Origin of the sequence: Variovorax boronicumulans NBRC 103145, assembly GCF_001591345.1 — a bacterium.
In the GTDB taxonomy this organism is placed as follows: domain Bacteria; phylum Pseudomonadota; class Gammaproteobacteria; order Burkholderiales; family Burkholderiaceae_C; genus Variovorax; species Variovorax boronicumulans.
Window position 1 is genome coordinate 1 of sequence record NZ_BCUS01000002.1, and the last position, 18308, is coordinate 18308.

An 18308-nucleotide genomic window follows, 5' to 3' on the forward strand; every position below is an offset into this window, starting at 1 on the left:
GGTCTTGCCCGCGCCCGAGGGCCCGATGACGGCGATGCGCTCGCCGTCGCGCGCGGCCAGCGTCACGCCGGCCAGCGCGCGCTGGCCGTTGGGGTGCACCACGCCCGCGCTGTCGAGCGAAAAACTCATCCGCGCATTCCGCTCACTTGATGAGGCCGGCCGACTTGCCCGCCGTCTCGATGCCGTCGTAGTTCGACGACTTGGTGGGAATGAACTTGCTCGCACGCTGCAGCGCCATGATCTCCTTGTGCGCCGGGTTGGCCGGGTCCAGCTTCAGGAAGGCGTCGGTCAGCTTCTTCGTCACGGCGGCGTCCAGGCCCGGGCGCACGGTCCAGTTGTAGTCGTAGTAGGTCGGCGTGGTGGCCAGCACGCGCACCTTGGCGGCGTTGGGGTTCTTGGCCTCGACCAGCTTGTCCCACACCGAGGCGTTGAGCACGCCCGCTTCGGCGCGCGAGGCGGCCACGAAGGCCACGGTGGCGTCGTGCGCGCCCGAGAACGCGACGGTCTTGAAGTCCTTCTCGGGGTTGATGCCCGCCTGCAGCAGGAAGTAGCGCGGCATCAGGCTGCCCGAGGTGGACGAGGGTGCGCCGAAGGCAAAGGTCTTGCCCTTCAGGTCGGCCAGGGTCTTGGCGGGGCTGTCGATCGGCACGATGAACTTGCTGGTGAACACCTCGTCTTCCGCGCGCTGCACGATCGGCACCGCGCCGCCGTTGGTGCGGATGCGCGCCTGCACGAAGGTGAAGCCGCCCAGCCACGCCAGGTCGATCTTGTTCGTCGCCAGGCCTTCGACCACGGCGGCGTAGTCGGTCACGGGCGTGAACTGCACGTCCATGCCGGTTTCCTTTTTCAGGTAGTCGCCCAGCGGCGTGAACTTGCGCTGCAGCTCGGTGGGCGCCTCGTCGGGAATGGCCGACACGCGCAGCACGCCCTGGGCGAAGGCGCCCACGGCGGTGAGGGACAGGGCCAGCGCGAGCGCGAGCCGGGACACGGTTTGTTTCGTTTGCATGGTGTGATGACGCGTTCAGTGGAAAAAGAAAAGGGTGTGTCGGGGCACTCGGGCAGACGGCGGTGCAGGCTTCGATAATCGCGGCTTGTTCCATTCGACCGACCCGCTGCCATGATCGAAGCCGCACCTTCCAAGCTCCTGAATCCGTTGGCGCCGCTGCGGCTCACCAGCTTCTCGCATGGGGGCGGCTGCGGCTGCAAGATCGCGCCGGGCGTGCTGTCGCAGATCCTCAAGAACCATGCGGGCGGGCTGATTCCGCCCGAGCTCATGGTCGGCATCGAGACCGCCGACGACGCGGCAGTCTACCGGCTCAACGACGAGCAGGCGCTGATCGCCACCACCGATTTCTTCATGCCCATCGTGGACGACCCCTACGAGTTCGGCCGCATCGCCGCGACCAACGCGATCAGCGACGTCTACGCGATGGGCGGGCGCCCGATCATGGCGCTGGCGCTGGTCGCCATGCCGATCAACCAGCTGCCGGTGGAAGTCATCGCCGAGATCGTGCGCGGCGGCCAGGACGTGTGCCGCGCGGCCGGCATTCCGATTGCGGGCGGCCACACCATCGATTCGGTCGAGCCGATCTACGGGCTGGTCGCGATGGGGCTGGTGCACCCCAAGCGCGTGCGGCGCAACGCCGACGCGCAGGCCGGCGACGTGCTGGTGCTGGGCAAGCCGCTGGGCGTGGGCGTGCTGTCCGCGGCGCTCAAGAAGCAGCAGCTGTCCGAGGCCGGCTACCGCCAGCTGATCGAGAACACGACCAAGCTCAACACGCCCGGCATCGCGCTGTCGGCGCTCGACGGCGTGCATGCGCTGACCGACGTCACCGGCTTCGGCCTGGCCGGCCACGCGCTCGAACTCGCGCGCGGCGCGGGGCTCGCGGCGGTGGTCGAATGGTCGCGCGTGCCGCTGCTCGACAACGTGATCGCCATGGCCGGCGGCGGGCTGGTCACCGGCGCGTCGGGCCGCAACTGGGCGGGCTACGGCGCTGATGTGCAACTGCACGAAGGCCTGCCGGCCACCGCGCAGGCGCTCATGACCGATCCGCAGACCTCGGGCGGCCTGCTCGTGAGTTGCGCGCCCGAGGCGGTCGAGGCGGTGCTGGAGATCTTCCGCAACGAAGGCTTCGGGCAGGCGGCGGTCATCGGCCGCGTGGAAGCTGGCGCGCCGGGCCTCGTCGTGCTGCCCTGAGCCGGGGCCTCGCCGGGCGGGTGGGGTCGTCATCGGCACGCGCTCCTTCGTTTCTTTTTCGCATCGTGCGACAGGTCCGCGCGGCGGGCAACACCTGGCGGCCCCTTCATTCAATAACCCTTGAGTCCGCCGGTGCCGGTAGGCGTCGGCTATCGTTCGCGCCATGAACGCTTCCCTTCGCCTTGGCTGGCGCACGCTCTGGCGCGACCTGCGCGCCGGCGAGCTGCGCCTCTTGATCGTGGCCGTGGTGCTGGCCGTGGCCGCGCTCACGGCGGTCGGCTTCTTCGCCGACCGATTGCAGGGCGGGCTGCAGCGCGACGCGCGCCAGCTGCTGGGCGGCGACGCGGTGGTCGTGAGCGACAACCCGACGCCCGAAACTTTCATTGCACAGGCGAAGTCGCTGGGCCTTGCGGGCACCGGCACCTTCGGCTTCCCCACCATGGCGCGGGCCGAGGACGCCCAGGGCGGCGCCAGCAAGCTCGTGGCCCTGAAGGCCGTGACGCCGGGCTACCCGTTGCGCGGCAACCTGCAGACGGCGACCACGGCCGAGGGCGCGGGCACCGTGACGCGCGACGTGCCGGCGTCGGGCGAGGTCTGGGTCGATGCCTCGCTGCTCGACTCGCTGGGCCTGAAGGTCGGCGACACGCTGCTGCTGGGCGACACCGGCCTGCGCGTGGGCCGCGTGATCACGCTGGAGCCCGACCGGGGCGCGGGCTTCATGAGCTTTTCGCCGCGCGTGATGCTCAACCAGGCCGACGTGGCGCGCACCGGCCTCGTGCAGCCGGCCAGCCGCGTGGGCTACCGCTACGCCGTGGCGGGCGACGACGCCGCCGTGAAGCGCTTCACCGAATGGGCCGACGCCACCATCAAGAAGGGCGAGCTGCGCGGCGTGCGGCTCGACTCCTTCGAGGGCGGCCGGCCCGAGATGCGCCAGACGCTGGACCGCGCCGAGAAATTCCTGAGCCTGGTCGCGCTGCTCGCGGCGCTGCTGTCGGCCGTGGCCGTGGCGCTGGCCGCGCGCGGCTTCGCGGCCAGCCACCTGGACGACTGCGCCATGCTGCGCGTGCTGGGCCAGAGCCAGCGCACCATCGCCGCGGCCTACGCCTTCGAGTTCGCCGTGATCGGCACCGTGGCGAGCGCGATCGGCGTGGCCATCGGCTTCGCCGTGCACTATGTGTTCGTGCTGCTGCTGGCCGGGCTGGTCGAGACCGCCTTGCCCGCCGCCACGCTGTGGCCCGTGGCCTTCGGCCTGGGCATGGGGCTCACGCTGCTGTTCGCCTTCGGCCTACCGCCGGTGCTGCAGCTGGCGCGCGTGCCGCCGCTGCGCGTGATCCGCCGCGATGTGGGCGGGCTCAAGCCCGCATCGCTCGCCGTGCTCGGCATCGGCGTGGCGGGCTTCGCGGCGCTGTTGATGGCGGCCAGCAGCGACCTCAAGCTGGGCCTCATTGCGGTCGGCGGCTTTGCCGGCGCCGTGGCCGTGTTCGCACTGCTGAGCTGGCTCGCCGTGAAGGTGCTGCGCCGCAGCGTCAGCGAGACCACCGCGCCGCGCTGGCTGGTGCTGGCCACGCGGCAGATCTCGGCGCGCCCGGCCTACGCCGTGGTGCAGGTGAGCGCACTGGCCGTGGGCCTGCTGGCGCTGGTGCTGCTGGTGCTGCTGCGCACCGACCTCGTGGCGAGCTGGCGCAAGGCCACGCCGCCCGACGCGCCCAACCGCTTCGTCATCAACGTGATGCCCGAGCAGAGCGAGGCGTTCCAGAAGACGCTGCGCGATGCGGGCGTCGCCAAGTTCGACTGGTACCCGATGATCCGCGGCCGGCTGGTGGCGATCAACGACAAGCCCGTGACGCCCGACGACTACACCGAGGACCGCGCCAAGCGCCTGGTGGACCGCGAGTTCAACCTGAGCAACAGCACCGAGGCGCCCGCGCACAACAGCGTCACCGCCGGCGCCTGGACGCCCGAGGCGAAGAACGAGGTGAGCGTGGAAGAAGGCCTGGCCCAGACGCTGGGCCTGAAGCTGGGCGACACCCTGCGCTTCGACATCGGCGGCATGCAGAACGACGCGCGCATCACCTCGCTGCGCAAGGTCGACTGGGGCTCGCTGCACGCCAACTTCTTCGTGATGTACACGGTGGCCTCGCTGGCCGACGTGCCCGTGACCTACATGGGCGCCTTCCGCGCGCCCGAGACGCGCGGCTTCGACAACGCGCTGGTGCGCAGCTTCCCCAACGTGACCAACGTCGACATGAGCGCCACTATCAACCAGGTGCAGCGCGTGCTCGACCAGGTGGTGCGCGCGGTCGAGTTCCTGTTCGGCTTCACGCTGGCAGCCGGGCTCGTGGTGCTGTTCGCCGCCGTCACCGCCACGCGCGAGGAACGTGCGCGCGAGTTCGCCGTGATGCGCGCGGTGGGCGCACGCGCCAGCCTCTTGCGACAGGTGCAGCGCGCCGAGCTGGTGGGCGTCGGCCTGCTCGCGGGCTTCCTGGCGAGCATCGTGGCCTCGGTGATCGGCTGGGGGCTGGCGCGCTACGTGTTCGAGTTCACCTGGACCGCGTCGCCGCTCGTGCCGGTGGCCGGCGCGCTGGCCGGCGCGGTGCTCGCGCTGGCGGCCGGGTGGTGGGGCCTGCGCGATGTGCTGCGCCGGCCGGTGGTCGACACGCTGCGCCGCGCGGCCGAGTAGGGCCGCGCAGGCCCGTACAGTTTTTTTCTTCCGCGATCGGCAGGACGGGGCCGGGGATGCAATACATTCCCCGGCCCCGTATTCAATTCAGAAGAGAAATTCCTGCATGCGCTTGGCGTCATTCCAGATCACCAACTATCGCTCGATCCACGACAGCGGCTCCATCGATTCCTCCCAGATCACAGCGATCCTCGGCCGAAATGACAGCGGCAAGTCGAACCTGCTGCGCGCGTTGCACAGCCTGAACCCGACCGACGGGCTCACGGCACTCAGCCCCATCAAGGACTTTCCCCGGCACCGCCGCCTGGACGAATGCACCGACGACACCCCCGTCGTGCACACGCGCTGGGACCTCGACGCCTCCGAACAGCTGGCGCTCGCCGCCATCCTGCCGCGCGCGGCGGGCGTGCGCCAGGTCACGGCCGGGCGCGGCTACGGCGCCACGCGCACGACCGGCTTCGAGGGCCTGGGCCCGCTGTCGATCGATGTGAGCGACATCAAGGCCAAGGTGCGCAAGATCGTGCCCGCCGTGAAGGCCGCGGCCGAGAAGGTCGCCGACGAGTTGAAGGCGCCGCTCGAACAGGAGGCCGACGCCTTCGACGCCGCCATGATCCCGAGCCCCGACTTCGTCAAGTGGTCGGCCGGCGCGCTGCTGGCACTGCAGGCGCTGCGCCAGGCGCTGGCCACCGCCGGCGCCGAGATCGCCGACAAGCAGGCGCAGATGCTGACCGAGCTCGAGGAACTGGCACGCACGATCGACAACGACCAGCCCGCGCTGGCCCGCGCCCGCGCCTGGGTGCTGGAGAAACTGCCGCGCTTCATCTACGTCGAGGACTACGCCTCGCTGCCCGGCCGCCAGAACATCGCCGAGTACCTCACGCGCAAGGGCTGGGGCGAGCGCACGGCGGGCGAGCGCAACTTCGAGAAGCTGTGCCAGGTGGCGGGGCTCGACCCGCAGCAGCTGCAGGACCTGCTGGCTAAGAACGACTTGGCGACGCGCAACCAACTGGTGAACCGGGCGGGCGCCGTCGTGACCGCCGAGATCCGACGACTGTGGAAGGACCGCCCGCTCAAGATCCGTTTCAACCTCGACGGGCAGCACCTGGAGACGCTGGTGTCGGACCCGAACGGGGCCTACGAAGTCGAGGTGAACCTGGACGAGCGCAGCCGCGGCTTCCAATGGTTCTTCTCGTTCTACATCGCGTTCTTCGCCGGCACCCGAGGCGTGGCCGCCGGTGACGTCGTGCTGCTGCTCGACGAGCCCGGGCTGCACCTGCACGCGCGCTCGCAGGCCGACCTGCTCGCGCACCTGGAGAACGACTTCGGCCACCAGATCCTCTACACCACGCATTCGCCGTTCATGGTGCCGGCGCACCGCCCCGACGCCGTGCGCGCGGCCCACATCGACGACGTGACGGGCACCACGGTGCGCGCGGCGACGCCGGAGGATGCACGCACGCTGTTCCCGCTGGACACGCTGGCGGCGCTGTGGGGCCGCACGGCTGCACCCGTGCAACCGCAGCCGGCCCCCGTGGAGGCTGCGCCAGCCCCGCAACCGGTCGAAGCGCCCGCCCTCGCGGTCGCGGCCTGATGCACCCACCCCGCCCGCCGTTCAGCGGCGTGGCGGGCGGTTGTCTTTCTCTTCCTCGTCGGCAGTCGCAGTGAACATGTGTTCGCTCGCGAAGTCCACAAACGCCCGCACCTTCGGCGACAGCTGCCGGCTCGACGGCCACAGCGCCGAGAACTGCCCCTGCCGCACGAGGTGCGCGGCCAGCACGCGCTGCAGCTCACCACGGCGCAGCGCATCGCGCGCCAGAAAGTCGGGCATGTACGCGATGCCCAGGCCCGCGACGGCGGCGCCGAGCATGGCTTCCATGTTGTTGCAGACCAGGCCCGGCGGCAACTGGGGCGGCAGGCCGGGCAGGTCCCAGTCCTCGATCTTTCCGCCGGTCACGAACTTGTAGCGCAGGCAGCTGTGGCGGGCGAGGTCGGCCGGCACCTGCGGCACGCCGTGCCGTGTCAGGTAGGCCGGCGAGGCGGCGAGCACGAAGCTGAACGGGCCGAGCCGGCGTGCCACGAGCTGCGAATCGACCAGCTCGCCGCTGCGGATCGCCACGTCGACACCCTCGGCCACCACGTCGACCAGCCGGTCGTTGAAGTCGAGGTCGAGCTCGATCTCGGGAAAGCGTGCCCTGAACGCCGGCAGGATCGGCAGCAGAAAGCGGTAGCCGATGGTCGGCAGGCTCACGCGCAGGCGGCCGCGCGGGGTGGCGACGGCGTCCTGCAGCATGGCGCGCGCATCGCCGAGCTCGTCGAGGATGCGGCGGCAGCGCTCGTGGAACATCGCGCCCTCGGCCGTGAGCCGCACCTGCCGCGTGGTGCGGTGGAACAGCCGCACGCCCATCTGCGCCTCGAGCCGCGCGACGTTCTTGCCCACGGCCGAGGCCGAGATGCCCAGGTCGCGGCCCGCCCGCGCAAAGCTCTGCAGGTCGGCCGCCCGCACGAAGGATTCGAGTCCGCTGAAGCTGTCCATGGGCTTGATTGGCAACCTGGGGTTGGCAGTGTGAGGAGCTGAGGGCCCATTTTCGTTTCATTGAATCCTTTTTATCTTCGCTTCACGCATTCCCTTCCTTTTTCCTTCTCCCGCGTGAAAGCCCTCTCGATGTCTTCCCCCGATTCCAACAAGGCCTGGCTGCTCGCCGCCGTCTGCCTGGCCGCGCTCGGCATGCCGCTGAGCTTCACCGGCCCGGCCGTGGTGCTGCCCGCGATCCGCGACGCGCTGGGCGGCACGCCGGTGCAGCTCAACTGGGTCACCAACGCCTTCATGCTGAGCTTCGGCGCCACGCTGATGGCGGCCGGCGCGCTGGCCGATGCGTATGGGCGCAAGCGCGTCTTCCTGCTGGGCCTGGCGGTGGTGGCGCTGAGCAGCGCGCTGCTGACGCTGGCGCCGGGCATCGTCGCCTTCGACCTCGCGCGCGCCGTGCAGGGGCTGGGTTCGGCGGCGGCTTTCGCAGCCGGCACGGCCGCGCTGGCGCAGCTGTTCGACGGGCCGGCGCGGCTGCGGGCGTTCAGCCTCATCGGCACCTCGTGCGGCGTGGGGCTGTCGTGCGGATCGATCCTCTCGGGCTGGCTGGCCGACACCGTCGGCTGGCACGCCGTGATGCTGAGCCCCGGCGCCGTGAGCCTCGTTGCGCTGGGCCTGGCCGCGCCGCGCATGCGCGAGTCGCGCAACCCGCAGGCGATGGGGCTGGACGTGCCGGGCACGCTGAGCTTCACGGCCGCGCTGAGCCTGCTCACGCTGGGCGTGCTGCAGGCGCCCGACAGCGGCTGGGGCAGCCCGTGGGTGCTCGCGGCGCTGGCCGGCGCGCTGGCCATGGGCGCGGCCTTCATCGCGATCGAGCGGCGCGTGGCGCATCCGATGCTCGACCTGTCGCTGTTTCGCTTTCCGCGCTTCGTCGGCGTGCAACTGCTGGCCGCGGCGCCGGCCTACGGCTTTGTCGTGCTGCTGGTGCTGCTGCCGATCCGCTTCATCGGGCTCGAAGGGCGCAGCGCGCTGGAGGCGGGCGGCTTCATGTTCGCGCTGTCGGGGCCGATCCTCGTGGTGCCGACGCTGGCGGCGTGGCTTGCGCACCGGTTCTCTGCAGGCGTGATCTCGGCCGTGGGGCTGCTGGTGTGCGCGGCGGGGCTCGTGTGGCTCGCCTGCTGCGCGCCGGGCACGTCGCTGCACGGCCTCGTGGGCCCGCTGCTGCTGATCGGCGCGGGCATCGGCCTGCCGTGGGGACTGATGGACGGCCTGGCCGTGAGCGTGGTGCCGCGCGAGCGGGCGGGCATGGCGTCGGGGATCTTCAACACGGTGCGGGTCGCGGGGGAGGGCATTGCGCTGGCGCTGGTGGGGGCGGGGCTCACGGCGCTCGTGGCGCTGCAGCTGAAGGCATCATCGTCGCCTTCGTCCGTGGCGGTGTCGCAGGCGGCGCAGCGCGTGGCGACGGGTGACCTGACGCAGGCGCTGGCTTTGTTGCCGGGCATGGACCGCGCCGCGCTGCTGCACGCGTATGGCGCCGCGTTCGGGACGCTGCTGTGCGTGCTGGCTGGGGTGACGGTGTTGACGGCGGTGGTGGTGTTCCTGTTCCTGCGCGGGGAGGTCGAGTCGCACGGCGCGGAGGCTGCGCTGAAATGCTCAACGTCCTGAGCGGGGCGCCACCTCAGTTCAGCTTGATGTTGGAGCCTTCGAGCTTGGCCTGTCCGTTTGCGAGCGACTGCACATTGCTTTCTTTGACCTGCGTGTTGGTGAAGTCGACCGAACGACTGATGGTGTTGCCAACGATCTTCAAACTGCCAATGCGGCCCTGTTGAAGCTCCAACGAATCGATGGCGTTGCCTTCGAGCAGTACCTGAGCGGCATTCAGCCGGCCGCTACGCAGCGATGGGATCTTGTTGTTCCTGAACACGAGGCTTTGCGTCAGAACGGGTTGCGGACTCTTGTCGCCAGGTTCAAAACCACCTCCGATACCTGTGCGCTTGCCCGGACCGCCACCAAAAATATTGTTTTCGATAAGAAGGGTGTTGAAGGCCCCCGCGTATACGCTGCAAATGGCGTTGGCGTCGCCGTAGATCTGGCTGTCCTTGAGCACAAAGTTGCGTGCGCCTTCTTTCACAGAAATTTTCAACGTGCCACCCCTTACTCTTTCTATCACTACATCCTCTTTGACTGTGGCGTTGAAGAGATCGAGATTTTCCAGCACGGTGTCGCGAATGGTGAGTGACTGCACAAGCGTTCCGCCTCCTGCCATCCGAAAGAGTCCGCGAAGCTTGCAGTTTTCGATCGTGACATGTGATCCACCATATTTCCTTGATGGTTCGCAGATCACGTCTTCCAGTACGCAACCCTGAAGACCAAGCTTGGCGTCTCCATCCAAGTTAAACCACTTGGCGTTGCAGTTGATGAACAGAGCTTCTCCGTGTGTCCCCACGGCACCCCAGTGATTCTTGTCGCTGCTGGTCCCGCGGAAGTCGCAGGATTCAAAAACTGTGTTTTTGCTATGCCTCTCGCCATACATCACTGACTGGCCGATCCAGGCGCAGCGCAAGAATCGGACATCGAGTGTGTCGCCCCAACTCAGCACGCCAGAAAAATTGCAATCAGTAAAGGTGACATTGACGCAGGCACTAAGGCTAATCTCGTATCCGCCGACAAAGTCGCAGCTTACGAAATTGATATTGCGCCATTCAACATCCTCAAAATTTTCACCACTGAACAAGGCTCCTTCAATCCTCAAAAGAGAGTCGCTTGTCTCTTTGCGACGTAGCTCGGGATCCTCGAGATAGGAAAATGGCTTTCCAAAGCTTGTGATTTTTGGTTTGGTCGTCATGCTGTGTCCTGATATGGAAAGTAGCGCAGATGCCCATCCCAGTGGAAGTGCGATGAGGAGATTGCGACGGGTCGCCATGGCTGAGCCTCAGCTGCCTTTTCGTTCTATGGCTTGTTTGGAAGGGATGTACCCCTTGTCGAAATACATTGATGCGAGCCAGTCCCAATCGGGTACCTCCCCGCGCTCCTCGGGAGGGCGCAGAAAATTCCACGAGCGCCCACCAAAGCTGGCCGATCCCAGCCTCACGCTGAGCGGAAACATCCACGTGTCTGTGCAGTCGATGTCTTTGCTCCAATCGTGCTCGCCGACTTTGGGTTGCTTGAGCAGCACTTCGCAGAATCCTTGCGCCAGAGCTTCTCCGCCATTGGCATCGATGGCGCCGAGCAGGGTCTTCAAGTCTTCGGCTGTGAATTCGATCGATGGGCTCTTGGTGTCCGCGTGAAAGGTCGGCGTCAGGAGGTGCCATGTTGGGGGGCGGGGTTTTTCGAATTCATCGGTGCCGCCCTCGAACGCCCAAATCCGCATCCCCGCAATGCACTCCAGCTTCGCCATCGTGCGACTGAGCACCACCGGCACGCGTCCGCCCCCGGCACTCAGTTCGGCAGGTTCGAATTCCAGCGGCGTCTCTTTCGCCTTGTCTTTGTTCCGCTTCATCACCGTCATGTAGTCCAGCGCCACACAAAGCCGAGGCACCTCGTTCAGCGGCGCGCCAGCGCTTCGGCTGGCGCGTTGCGTACTGACCTGTCTGATCACCCCGCTGGTCGGTTCCAGCAGTGAACCCGAGGGTGGTCGCAGGGTCCAGCCATCGAGTTCATGATCGAGGTTCTGCCGGCCAATGGGGCCGCCGCAGCTGCTGACGATGAAGCGCGTGTGTTGGCGCGCCGGTGCTTTCTGCTCGTTCTGAATTCCGGGGTCGACCGCACTCGTGACTTCGATGACCCGCCCCCCGCTGGCCGGCTGGCGCCACGCCACGGTGTATACGCCGCTGCGGTGGCTGTGACCGCTGAAGTGCCAGTCGACCATGGTCTCCGGCGTCACCGTGGGTGCGCCGTTGCGGTCAGTGGCATTGCCGCTGCCCTCGGTTCGAACGCAGCGCTCGAAGTACTTGTCCTGGTTGATCTCGCAGGTGCCGGTGTTCACGATGTTGAAGCCCGGCCGGCCTCCGGGCAGCAGCGTGTAGGTGTTGCTGGCGGGCCTGAAGCGCATGTCTTGCGGCTTGGCCGAATAGGCAATGGGCTCGTCGTAGTTGATGATGGTGAAGTGGCTCGCAACCGTGAGGCTCGCGCCGGGGCTGGTGCGCTTGTGGCGTTGTGCCTGACCGAGCAATCGCAGCTGATTGGTGCTGAAGGATTGCGGTGCACGTGGCAGGATGCCTGCACCTTGCTTGTCGATGGACGTAAAGATCGCGCCCGTGACGATGTTCTTGAAGTTCTCGCCCTGGCCCCAACCCAACGCCGCAATCACCTGTGTGGCGGGGCCGCTCTCGTCAGGCTCGACGCCCAGAGCGATCAGCATGTCTTCCAGCGGAGTGAACAGCGTGTAGAACCAATCGTAGTTGTCCACCTTGTAGTTGTTTCCGGTGAGCGCCTGACCGTAGGTTGGACCGTAGGCCAGCGTGGTCTCGTAGATGGTCATGTTGTGGTCGGCCGAGATGCCTTCGTTGGGCATGTTGGCGCTCCACTTGCTGGCGCCGTCGAAGTCAAGGTAGGACGTCTCCAGGTCCTTGATGTCGAGGTTCTTGTTCTTGTTGACCAGCCTGCGCCCGACCTCGGCCTTGAGGCCGATGGTGCTGACCTGGTGCGTGCCGCCTCGCGGGGTGCTCACGGTCCGGGTCGCGGTGAAGGGGCGATCGCGCCCATAGCTGTCGCCCAGCGCGTCGGTGGTGTCTTCCATGACGCCCATGGAGGCAGCCCATTCGTTCAGGCGCGGGCTGATGCCGTAGGGCACCGAATACGCCTCGTGATTGCCGCTGGTCATGAACACGGGCAGCAGCAGCTCGTTGTAGGCGTAGCGCACGAGGCTGAAGGCCAGCATGTCGTCCTGCCCGCGGGGGTACAGGCCAGGTGTGTTGACATTGTTGAGCACGTTGAACTTTTTCCATTGCTCACCAATGCCATCAGGGACTTGGGCGGGATCGATGTTGCGATTGAAGTCGATCAGGTCACCGGTCAGCAGCAGGGCCGTGTCCGGCTTCTTGCCGGCACCGATCTTGTCGAAGAGTTCCTTGAGCGCATTGAAGCTGTTGCACACGCGTGAGCCCACCGGAAGGCTTGTGTACTGCGCGTCTTCGATGACGCGCGCGGGCGACTTGGCCAGCGCGTTGTGTCGCACGTTGATGTGCACATCGCTCAGGTGCCCGAGATTGAGCGGTTCGTTGCCGGCCAGCTTGATGACTGGGTGCCAGGCGGCCAGGCGCTCGGCGCTGTTCGTGATCAGGGTGCGGGCCTTCTGCGCGGTCTGAGGGACGTCGTATTCGAGCAGGCAGGTTTCCTTGCCCTGGCGCGCGCTCGTGGCATTGGCCGCCTGATGCCGGTAGCGAAGGTCTTCGACCTGGGCGATGAGGAAGGATTCGACCAGCAGATCCTGCGAGTGCACCGTGCTGGCAGCGCAGAGCGTGGGCAGGTTCTCCTTTTGCTGTTGGGTGGGTTCGACCATCCATGCAAAGCTCTTGAAGCTGCCGGACTCCGGCTGCACGCTCAGCGTGGCCAGGTCAAGCTCGACCTCATACACATAGCCTCCCGCGAAGCCCGATTCGGTGTACGCCTTGACTGCCTGTGGGCTGAGGGTGGCGAACACCTCGCCTTTCTGGTTGTAGATGAGCGCGCCTGCATCGAACCTTGCGACTCGCCAGACTTTGATGGCACTCTTGGCCGTGGCGCAGTCTTTGCCGTCACCGGTGAGTTCGCCGGACTGGATGTCGGCGTCGGGCTTGGGACCTTTCATCCCGACGAGGCGCAGGTGCCGTGCCACCGTGGCGGCAGCGATTTTCTCGCTGTCGCCGTCCATGGGGATGACCTGAGAGCGCTTGTCCTGCGTGTCCCGGGCTCCGTTGTTGTTGGCGACGCCGAGCGATGCGGTGGCGATGAAGAGGCTGCATTTTTTCTGGCCAGGGCCAATCAGCAGCGGGGCTCCCAGGCTCGGATACAGAATCACTGCCACCTTTTGCGCCGGGTCGCTGCAATCGCACACCGAAGTGCCTGTGTTGGGTTCGTTGGTCATGGACTACCGCGTTCTGGGACCATGCGCTGAAGCGTTGGCCGGTGAGGAGTGGGGTGAGAGGGACATTCGGGCCCGCGCGTCGCGAAGCCATGACGAACACTGATTTGCGGTCGCATGCCCAGGCTTCGCCTTCGGCGATCACTGCGTTGATCTGATGGGGATGGGAGCCACCCAGCGTGATCCGGGATTCGGCGTCTTGAGCCGAATCTCATGTGCAAACAGCTGGCTGAGTCCCTCCTGGTTCGCCAGCCGCACAAGTTCAAGCAGGCGTTGTCTCAGGACAAGGGGGATCGAGGGGGCAATGGAAAGTGGGCGCGGCATCGACGTCTTCCGTGACAAGCCAAGAGGTCGAAGTAGTCTGCGGGGATGCCGTCGCATGCACTGCGAACAATCGTCACCCGAAGCGGGCGTGCCTTAGAAAATTGCGATGAGCGTGGAAAAGTGGGGTGCTCATCGCGGCGGCGCGTGACGCTAGCCGGCCTGCGCCACCTCGAAGATGTCCCGCAGCCACCTCGTGAACACCCGCACGCGCGACGACAACTGCCGGTTCTGCGGATACAGCACCGAGACCGGCATCGGCGGCGGCGCGAAGCCCGGAAGCACCGCCTGCAGGCGGCCATCGGCCAGCTCGGCCGCCACGCGGTAGTGCGGCACCTGCACGAGCCCGAGGCCCACGACGGCGGCGCCCGTGTACAGGTCGGCGCCGGTCACCGACACGGTGGCGGCCAGTTGCACGGGGCGCACCTGACCGTCGACCGTGAACTCGAGCGGCAGTGCCTTGCCCGTGCTGCTCGACACGTAGTGCACCGCGCGGTGCGAAGCCAGCGCGGCCAGGTCGACGGGCTCGCCGTGCGCCGTGAGGTAGCCGGGGCTCGCCACCGTCACCTGCGGCAGCAGCGCCACGCGCTGCGCGACCAGCGAGGAGTCCTGCAGCGGGCCGGCGCGCAGCACGCAGTCCACGCCTTCGCGCACCAAGTCGACCAGCCGGTCGTCCTCGCCGATGTGCAGCTGCAGGCCCGGATGGCGGGCGAGGAAAGCGGGCAGCGCCGGCACCACGAAGTGCCGCGCCAGCGTGCCCTGCAGGTTCACGCGCAACAGGCCCTGCGGCGCCGCATGGGTGAACGCGCCCTCGGCCTCTTCCACGTCCGCCAGCAGCCGCACGCAGCGCTGGTAGTGGGCCTCGCCGTCCTGCGTGAGGCGCACGGTGCGCGTGGTGCGCTCGAGCAGCCGGGCGCCCAGGCGCGATTCGAGCCGCTGGATCAGCGTGGTGAGGGTGGCGCGCGGAATCTGCAGGTCGTCCGAGGCCTGCGTGAAGCTCTGGCGCTCGGCGATGCGCACGAAGGCCTGCATTTCCTGAAAGCGGTCCATGGGGTCGCCCTTCGCGCCTATTGTTTAAGTAAATGGAATTTTATTGACGAATTGGTGCTGATTATCTTTTGGGTGGAATGGCCGACCATTCGCTTCATCCACTCACCACTCCCTAGGAATCGCGCCATGAACACCGCCGCCACTTCAGCTTCGCTGCCCACCCGCGTCGCCCTCGTCACCGGCGCCTCGCGCGGCATCGGCGCCGCCATCGCCCGCCGGCTCGCCGCTGACGGGTTCGCCGTCGCCGTCAACTACGCCGCGGGCGCCGCGCCGGCCGAAGCGCTGGTCGCCGAGCTGAAGGCCACGGGCGCCCGCGCCCTCGCGGTGCAGGCCGACGTGGCGAACGCCGAAGCGGTGCGCGCGATGTTCGACACCGTCGAAGCGCAGCTCGGCCCGGTCGACGTGCTGGTCAACAACGCCGGCGTGCTCCAGACCGCGCCGCTGGCCGCGCACAGCGACGCGCTCTACGACCACACCTTCGACATCAACGTGCGCGGCACCTTCAACACCCTGCGCGAGGCCGCGACCCGGCTCGCCGAGGGCGGGCGCATCGTCAACTTCTCGAGCACCACGCTCGCGCTGCACATGCCCGGCTACGCGATCTACAACGCCACCAAGGCGGCGGTCGAGGCCTTCACGCACGTCTTCGCCAAGGAGCTGCGCGGCCGGCGCATCACGGTGAACGCCGTGGCGCCGGGGCCGGTCGCGACCTCGCTGTTCCTGGACGGCAAGACCGACGAGCAGATCCAGGCCTTCGCACAGATGCCGCCGCTGCAGCGCCTGGGCCAGCCGGAAGACATCGCCTCGGTGGTGTCGTTCCTGGCGGGGCCGGACGCGGGATGGGTCAACGGGCAGGTGCTGCGGGCCAACGGCGGCGTGGCCTGAGCGGTGGCCTCTCACGACATCCACGGAGCACGCACCATGCACTCGCCTTCACCCCACGCGGCCACCCCGCGTTTCTTCAGCCTCGCCTACACGGCGTTCACGGCCGCCGCGGCCGTGGTGGCCGCTGCCGCTTCGGCGATGGCGCTCGTGCTCGAACTGCCCGTGTGGGCGATGTTCGTCGGCTGGGTGGCGTTCTACACCCGCGGCGCGACCGCACGCGACGGCGTGTTCAACCTCGTCTGCGTGAGCCTGGGCCTGCTGATCGGCAAGGGCGCGGCGCTGGCCATCGCCGCGCTGGCCCCGATCGCGGGCGCCGCGGCGCTGCCGGTGGTGGTGCTGTTCGTGGCGCTCCTCGTGGTGTCGATGCGCAGCGTGCCGCGACTGAACAACCTGCTGTGCTATTTCCTCGGGCTGATCGCGTTCTTCGCGGTCCACCAGCCCCCTTCGCTGTCGCTGTTCGCCACGCTGGCCGGCGCGGCGGCACTCGGATCGATGGCGGCGTGGGTGGCGCACCTGCTGCAGCGCCGCGTGCGCTGACCGCCGGACTTTCCTTTCTTCCCTCTCACCTTCATTCAAGGGGTTCCCTCATGCAATCCGTCATCCTCGTCACTGGCGCCGGCTCCGGCATCGGCAAGCTCAGCGCGCAGGCGCTCGCCGAAGCGGGCCACATCGTCTATGCCTCCATGCGCGACATCGCGGGCCGCAACAAGGCGCGCGCGGCCGAGCTGCGTGCGCTGGCCACGGCCCAGGGGCTTCAGCTGCATCCGCTCGAACTCGATGTGCTGTCGCAGGCCTCCGCCGATGCCGCCGCGGCGACCATCGTCCAGGCGCAGGGCCGCCTCGACGTGGTGATGCAGAACGCGGGCCATCTCGTGGTCGGGCCGACCGAGGCCTTCACGCCGGAAGACATCGCCCGGGTGTTCGACACCAACGTGCTCGGCGCCCAGCGCGTGAACCGCGCGGTGCTGCCGTACCTGCGCCAGCAGGAGTCGGGGCTGATGCTGTGGATCAGCAGCACGACCACCAAGGGCGGCTTTCCGCCGTTCATGGGCCCGTACGGCGCGGCCAAGGCGGCCATGGATTCGCTGGCGGTGACGCTGGCCTACGAGATCGCGCGCTTCGGCATCGAGACCTCGATCGTCGTGCCGGGCGCATTCACCCGGGGCACCGATCACTTCCCGAGTGCGGGCAAGCCCTCCGATGCTGCCATTGCCGCCGCCTACGGCCGCTACGACGGCGTGATGGACCGCATCGGCGAGCGCCTGTCCGCTCTCACGCCCGAGCACGCCGACCCGCAGGCCGTGGCCGACGACATCGTGCGCATCGTGGGCCTGCCGGCCGGCACGCGGCCGATGCGTTCGCTGATCGACTTCGTGGGCGACGGTGCGGCCGAGGTCTTCGAGGTGTCGGAGCGCGTGCGCATCGACTTCGCCCGGCGCATCGGCATGGGCGACCTGCTCGAGGCGAAGGTCCGGCGCTGAGCGGGGCGCTGCCAAGAAAGGCGGTGGATCTTCCTGTCCAATAGCGGCATGGAACATTCACCGAACGACGTGACAGAGCGCCTGAACGACCTCGAGATCAAGTCGAGCTATGCCGAAGACCTGCTCGAGCAGCTGAACATGACGATCTACCGGCAACAGCAGCAGATCGACAGCCTGATCCTGCAGGTCGCGCAGCTGCGGCTGCAAAGCCAGAACGCAGGGCAGGACGGGGGCGCACGCAACCTGCGTGACGAGCTCCCTCCCCATTACTAATCACTCCCCCAGGCTTCGCGCACTTCGTGTCGCTTCGCCAACCCCCTCGCCGGGGGGCAACACCGGTGGCCCGGCAAAGCCGGTTCCACGGTGTTTCACGAAGGATCGGTCAGCCGTGCGCGTGCCAGAGCACGGCAAAGAAATGGCAGGTGCTGCCGGCCAAGACAAACAGGTGCCACACCGAATGCGCGTAGCGCACCTTGTTGTCGAACAGGAACACCACGGCCCCGGCCGTGTAGAACAGCCCGCCGGCCACGAGCCAGGCCAGACCGGCCGATGACATGCGCTCGTACAGCGGCACCGCCGCCATCAGTGCCATCCAGCCCATCGCCACGTACAGGCCGGTGGACCACAGCGGGTGCTGCAGGCGGTTGAACAGCTTGGCGCCCACGCCCAGGACAGCCGCGGCGGTGATGGCGCCGAACAGCGTCCAGCCCCAGGGCCCGCGCAGCACGCCGAACAGGAAGGGCATGTAGCTGCCCGCAATGAACAGGTAGATCGCCGCGTGGTCGAGCCGGTTGAACCAGGCCTTGGCGCGGCCGATCGGCAGCGCGTGGTACAGCGTGGAGATCAGGTACAGCACGATGGCCGTGCCCGCGAAGAGCGAGGCGCCCACCACGGCCGCGGCCTGGCCTTTCTGGGCGGCGCTGTAGACCAGGATCGGCAGCGAGGCGATCGCCAGCAGCAGGCCCAGGCCGTGGCTCAGGGCGTTGAAGAGCTCTTCCATCGCGGTCTGGTCGCGCGCGGCGGACGCCTGCTTTTTCTGCAGATCGGTGGAACGGGCGGGCTGCAGCTGCAGCGGCGGGCTATTCGTCATCAGGAACAGAGCCTCCGGG

The 18308-nt window shown here is 67.7% G+C and carries 14 protein-coding genes and 1 pseudogene; 8 read left to right on the forward strand and 7 right to left on the reverse strand.

Annotation, left to right across the window (positions count from 1 at the left end; genetic code table 11):
• Together VBO01S_RS33115 and VBO01S_RS00830 are read right to left on the reverse strand one after the other, a co-directional pair.
• Positions 1-129 (reverse strand): annotated as a pseudogene (locus VBO01S_RS33115) (phosphonate ABC transporter); the annotation flags it as partial.
• Between the two features lie 13 nt (positions 130-142).
• Positions 143-1006 (reverse strand): putative selenate ABC transporter substrate-binding protein, encoded by an 864-nt coding sequence (locus VBO01S_RS00830; protein ID WP_062469048.1) that lies wholly within the window; start codon positions 1004-1006, stop codon positions 143-145.
• A gap of 111 nt (positions 1007-1117) precedes the next feature.
• On the opposite strand from VBO01S_RS00830, the gene selD reads away from it, so the two are divergent.
• From selD to VBO01S_RS00845, 3 genes are all read left to right on the forward strand, one after another.
• Complete coding sequence (selD, locus tag VBO01S_RS00835; protein WP_062469051.1) at positions 1118-2197, forward strand: selenide, water dikinase SelD; 1080 nt, start codon at positions 1118-1120, stop codon at positions 2195-2197.
• 163 nt (positions 2198-2360) lie between these two features.
• Positions 2361-4877, forward strand: a complete 2517-nt coding sequence (locus VBO01S_RS00840; RefSeq protein ID WP_062469054.1) for an ABC transporter permease — start codon at positions 2361-2363, stop codon at positions 4875-4877.
• A 106-nt stretch (positions 4878-4983) separates the two neighbouring features.
• The gene (locus VBO01S_RS00845) at positions 4984-6468 is read left to right on the forward strand and encodes an AAA family ATPase (protein ID WP_062469057.1); all 1485 of its coding nucleotides are present in this window, start codon (positions 4984-4986) and stop codon (positions 6466-6468) included.
• Positions 6469-6489: 21 nt separating this feature from the next.
• On the opposite strand, the gene VBO01S_RS00850 is transcribed toward VBO01S_RS00845, so the two are convergent.
• Positions 6490-7410 (reverse strand): LysR family transcriptional regulator, encoded by a 921-nt coding sequence (locus VBO01S_RS00850; RefSeq protein ID WP_062469060.1) that lies wholly within the window; start codon positions 7408-7410, stop codon positions 6490-6492.
• A gap of 129 nt (positions 7411-7539) precedes the next feature.
• On the opposite strand from VBO01S_RS00850, the gene VBO01S_RS00855 reads away from it, so the two are divergent.
• The gene (locus VBO01S_RS00855) at positions 7540-9066 is read left to right on the forward strand and encodes an MFS transporter (protein ID WP_082817911.1); all 1527 of its coding nucleotides are present in this window, start codon (positions 7540-7542) and stop codon (positions 9064-9066) included.
• Between the two features lie 13 nt (positions 9067-9079).
• Here the strand turns inward: VBO01S_RS00855 and VBO01S_RS32150 are convergent, their stop codons facing one another.
• The 3 genes from VBO01S_RS32150 to VBO01S_RS00870 all read right to left on the reverse strand — a co-directional run bounded on the left by VBO01S_RS32150 (position 9080) and on the right by VBO01S_RS00870 (position 14833).
• A complete protein-coding gene (locus tag VBO01S_RS32150) occupies positions 9080-10246 on the reverse strand; it encodes a hypothetical protein (protein ID WP_157627236.1) in 1167 nt (388 codons plus the stop codon).
• 87 nt (positions 10247-10333) lie between these two features.
• Positions 10334-13465, reverse strand: a complete 3132-nt coding sequence (locus tag VBO01S_RS00865) for a metallophosphoesterase (RefSeq protein WP_062469066.1) — start codon at positions 13463-13465, stop codon at positions 10334-10336.
• A 471-nt stretch (positions 13466-13936) separates the two neighbouring features.
• Positions 13937-14833 (reverse strand): LysR family transcriptional regulator, encoded by an 897-nt coding sequence (locus VBO01S_RS00870; RefSeq protein ID WP_062469069.1) that lies wholly within the window; start codon positions 14831-14833, stop codon positions 13937-13939.
• Positions 14834-14959: 126 nt separating this feature from the next.
• On the opposite strand from VBO01S_RS00870, the gene VBO01S_RS00875 reads away from it, so the two are divergent.
• The 4 genes from VBO01S_RS00875 to VBO01S_RS00890 are packed head-to-tail and all read left to right on the forward strand — an operon-like array spanning position 14960 to position 17472.
• Positions 14960-15718 (forward strand): SDR family oxidoreductase, encoded by a 759-nt coding sequence (locus VBO01S_RS00875; protein WP_062469072.1) that lies wholly within the window; start codon positions 14960-14962, stop codon positions 15716-15718.
• 36 nt (positions 15719-15754) lie between these two features.
• A complete protein-coding gene (locus VBO01S_RS00880) occupies positions 15755-16255 on the forward strand; it encodes a DUF1097 domain-containing protein (RefSeq protein WP_062469075.1) in 501 nt (166 codons plus the stop codon).
• A 50-nt stretch (positions 16256-16305) separates the two neighbouring features.
• Positions 16306-17199, forward strand: a complete 894-nt coding sequence (locus tag VBO01S_RS00885; protein WP_062469078.1) for an SDR family NAD(P)-dependent oxidoreductase — start codon at positions 16306-16308, stop codon at positions 17197-17199.
• A 48-nt stretch (positions 17200-17247) separates the two neighbouring features.
• The gene (locus tag VBO01S_RS00890; RefSeq protein ID WP_062469081.1) at positions 17248-17472 is read left to right on the forward strand and encodes a SlyX family protein; all 225 of its coding nucleotides are present in this window, start codon (positions 17248-17250) and stop codon (positions 17470-17472) included.
• Between the two features lie 109 nt (positions 17473-17581).
• Here the strand turns inward: VBO01S_RS00890 and trhA are convergent, their stop codons facing one another.
• Positions 17582-18289: a PAQR family membrane homeostasis protein TrhA gene (gene trhA / locus VBO01S_RS00895; RefSeq protein ID WP_082817912.1), complete on the reverse strand. Its 708-nt coding sequence runs from the start codon at positions 18287-18289 to the stop codon at positions 17582-17584.
• Positions 18290-18308 lie beyond the last annotated feature (19 nt).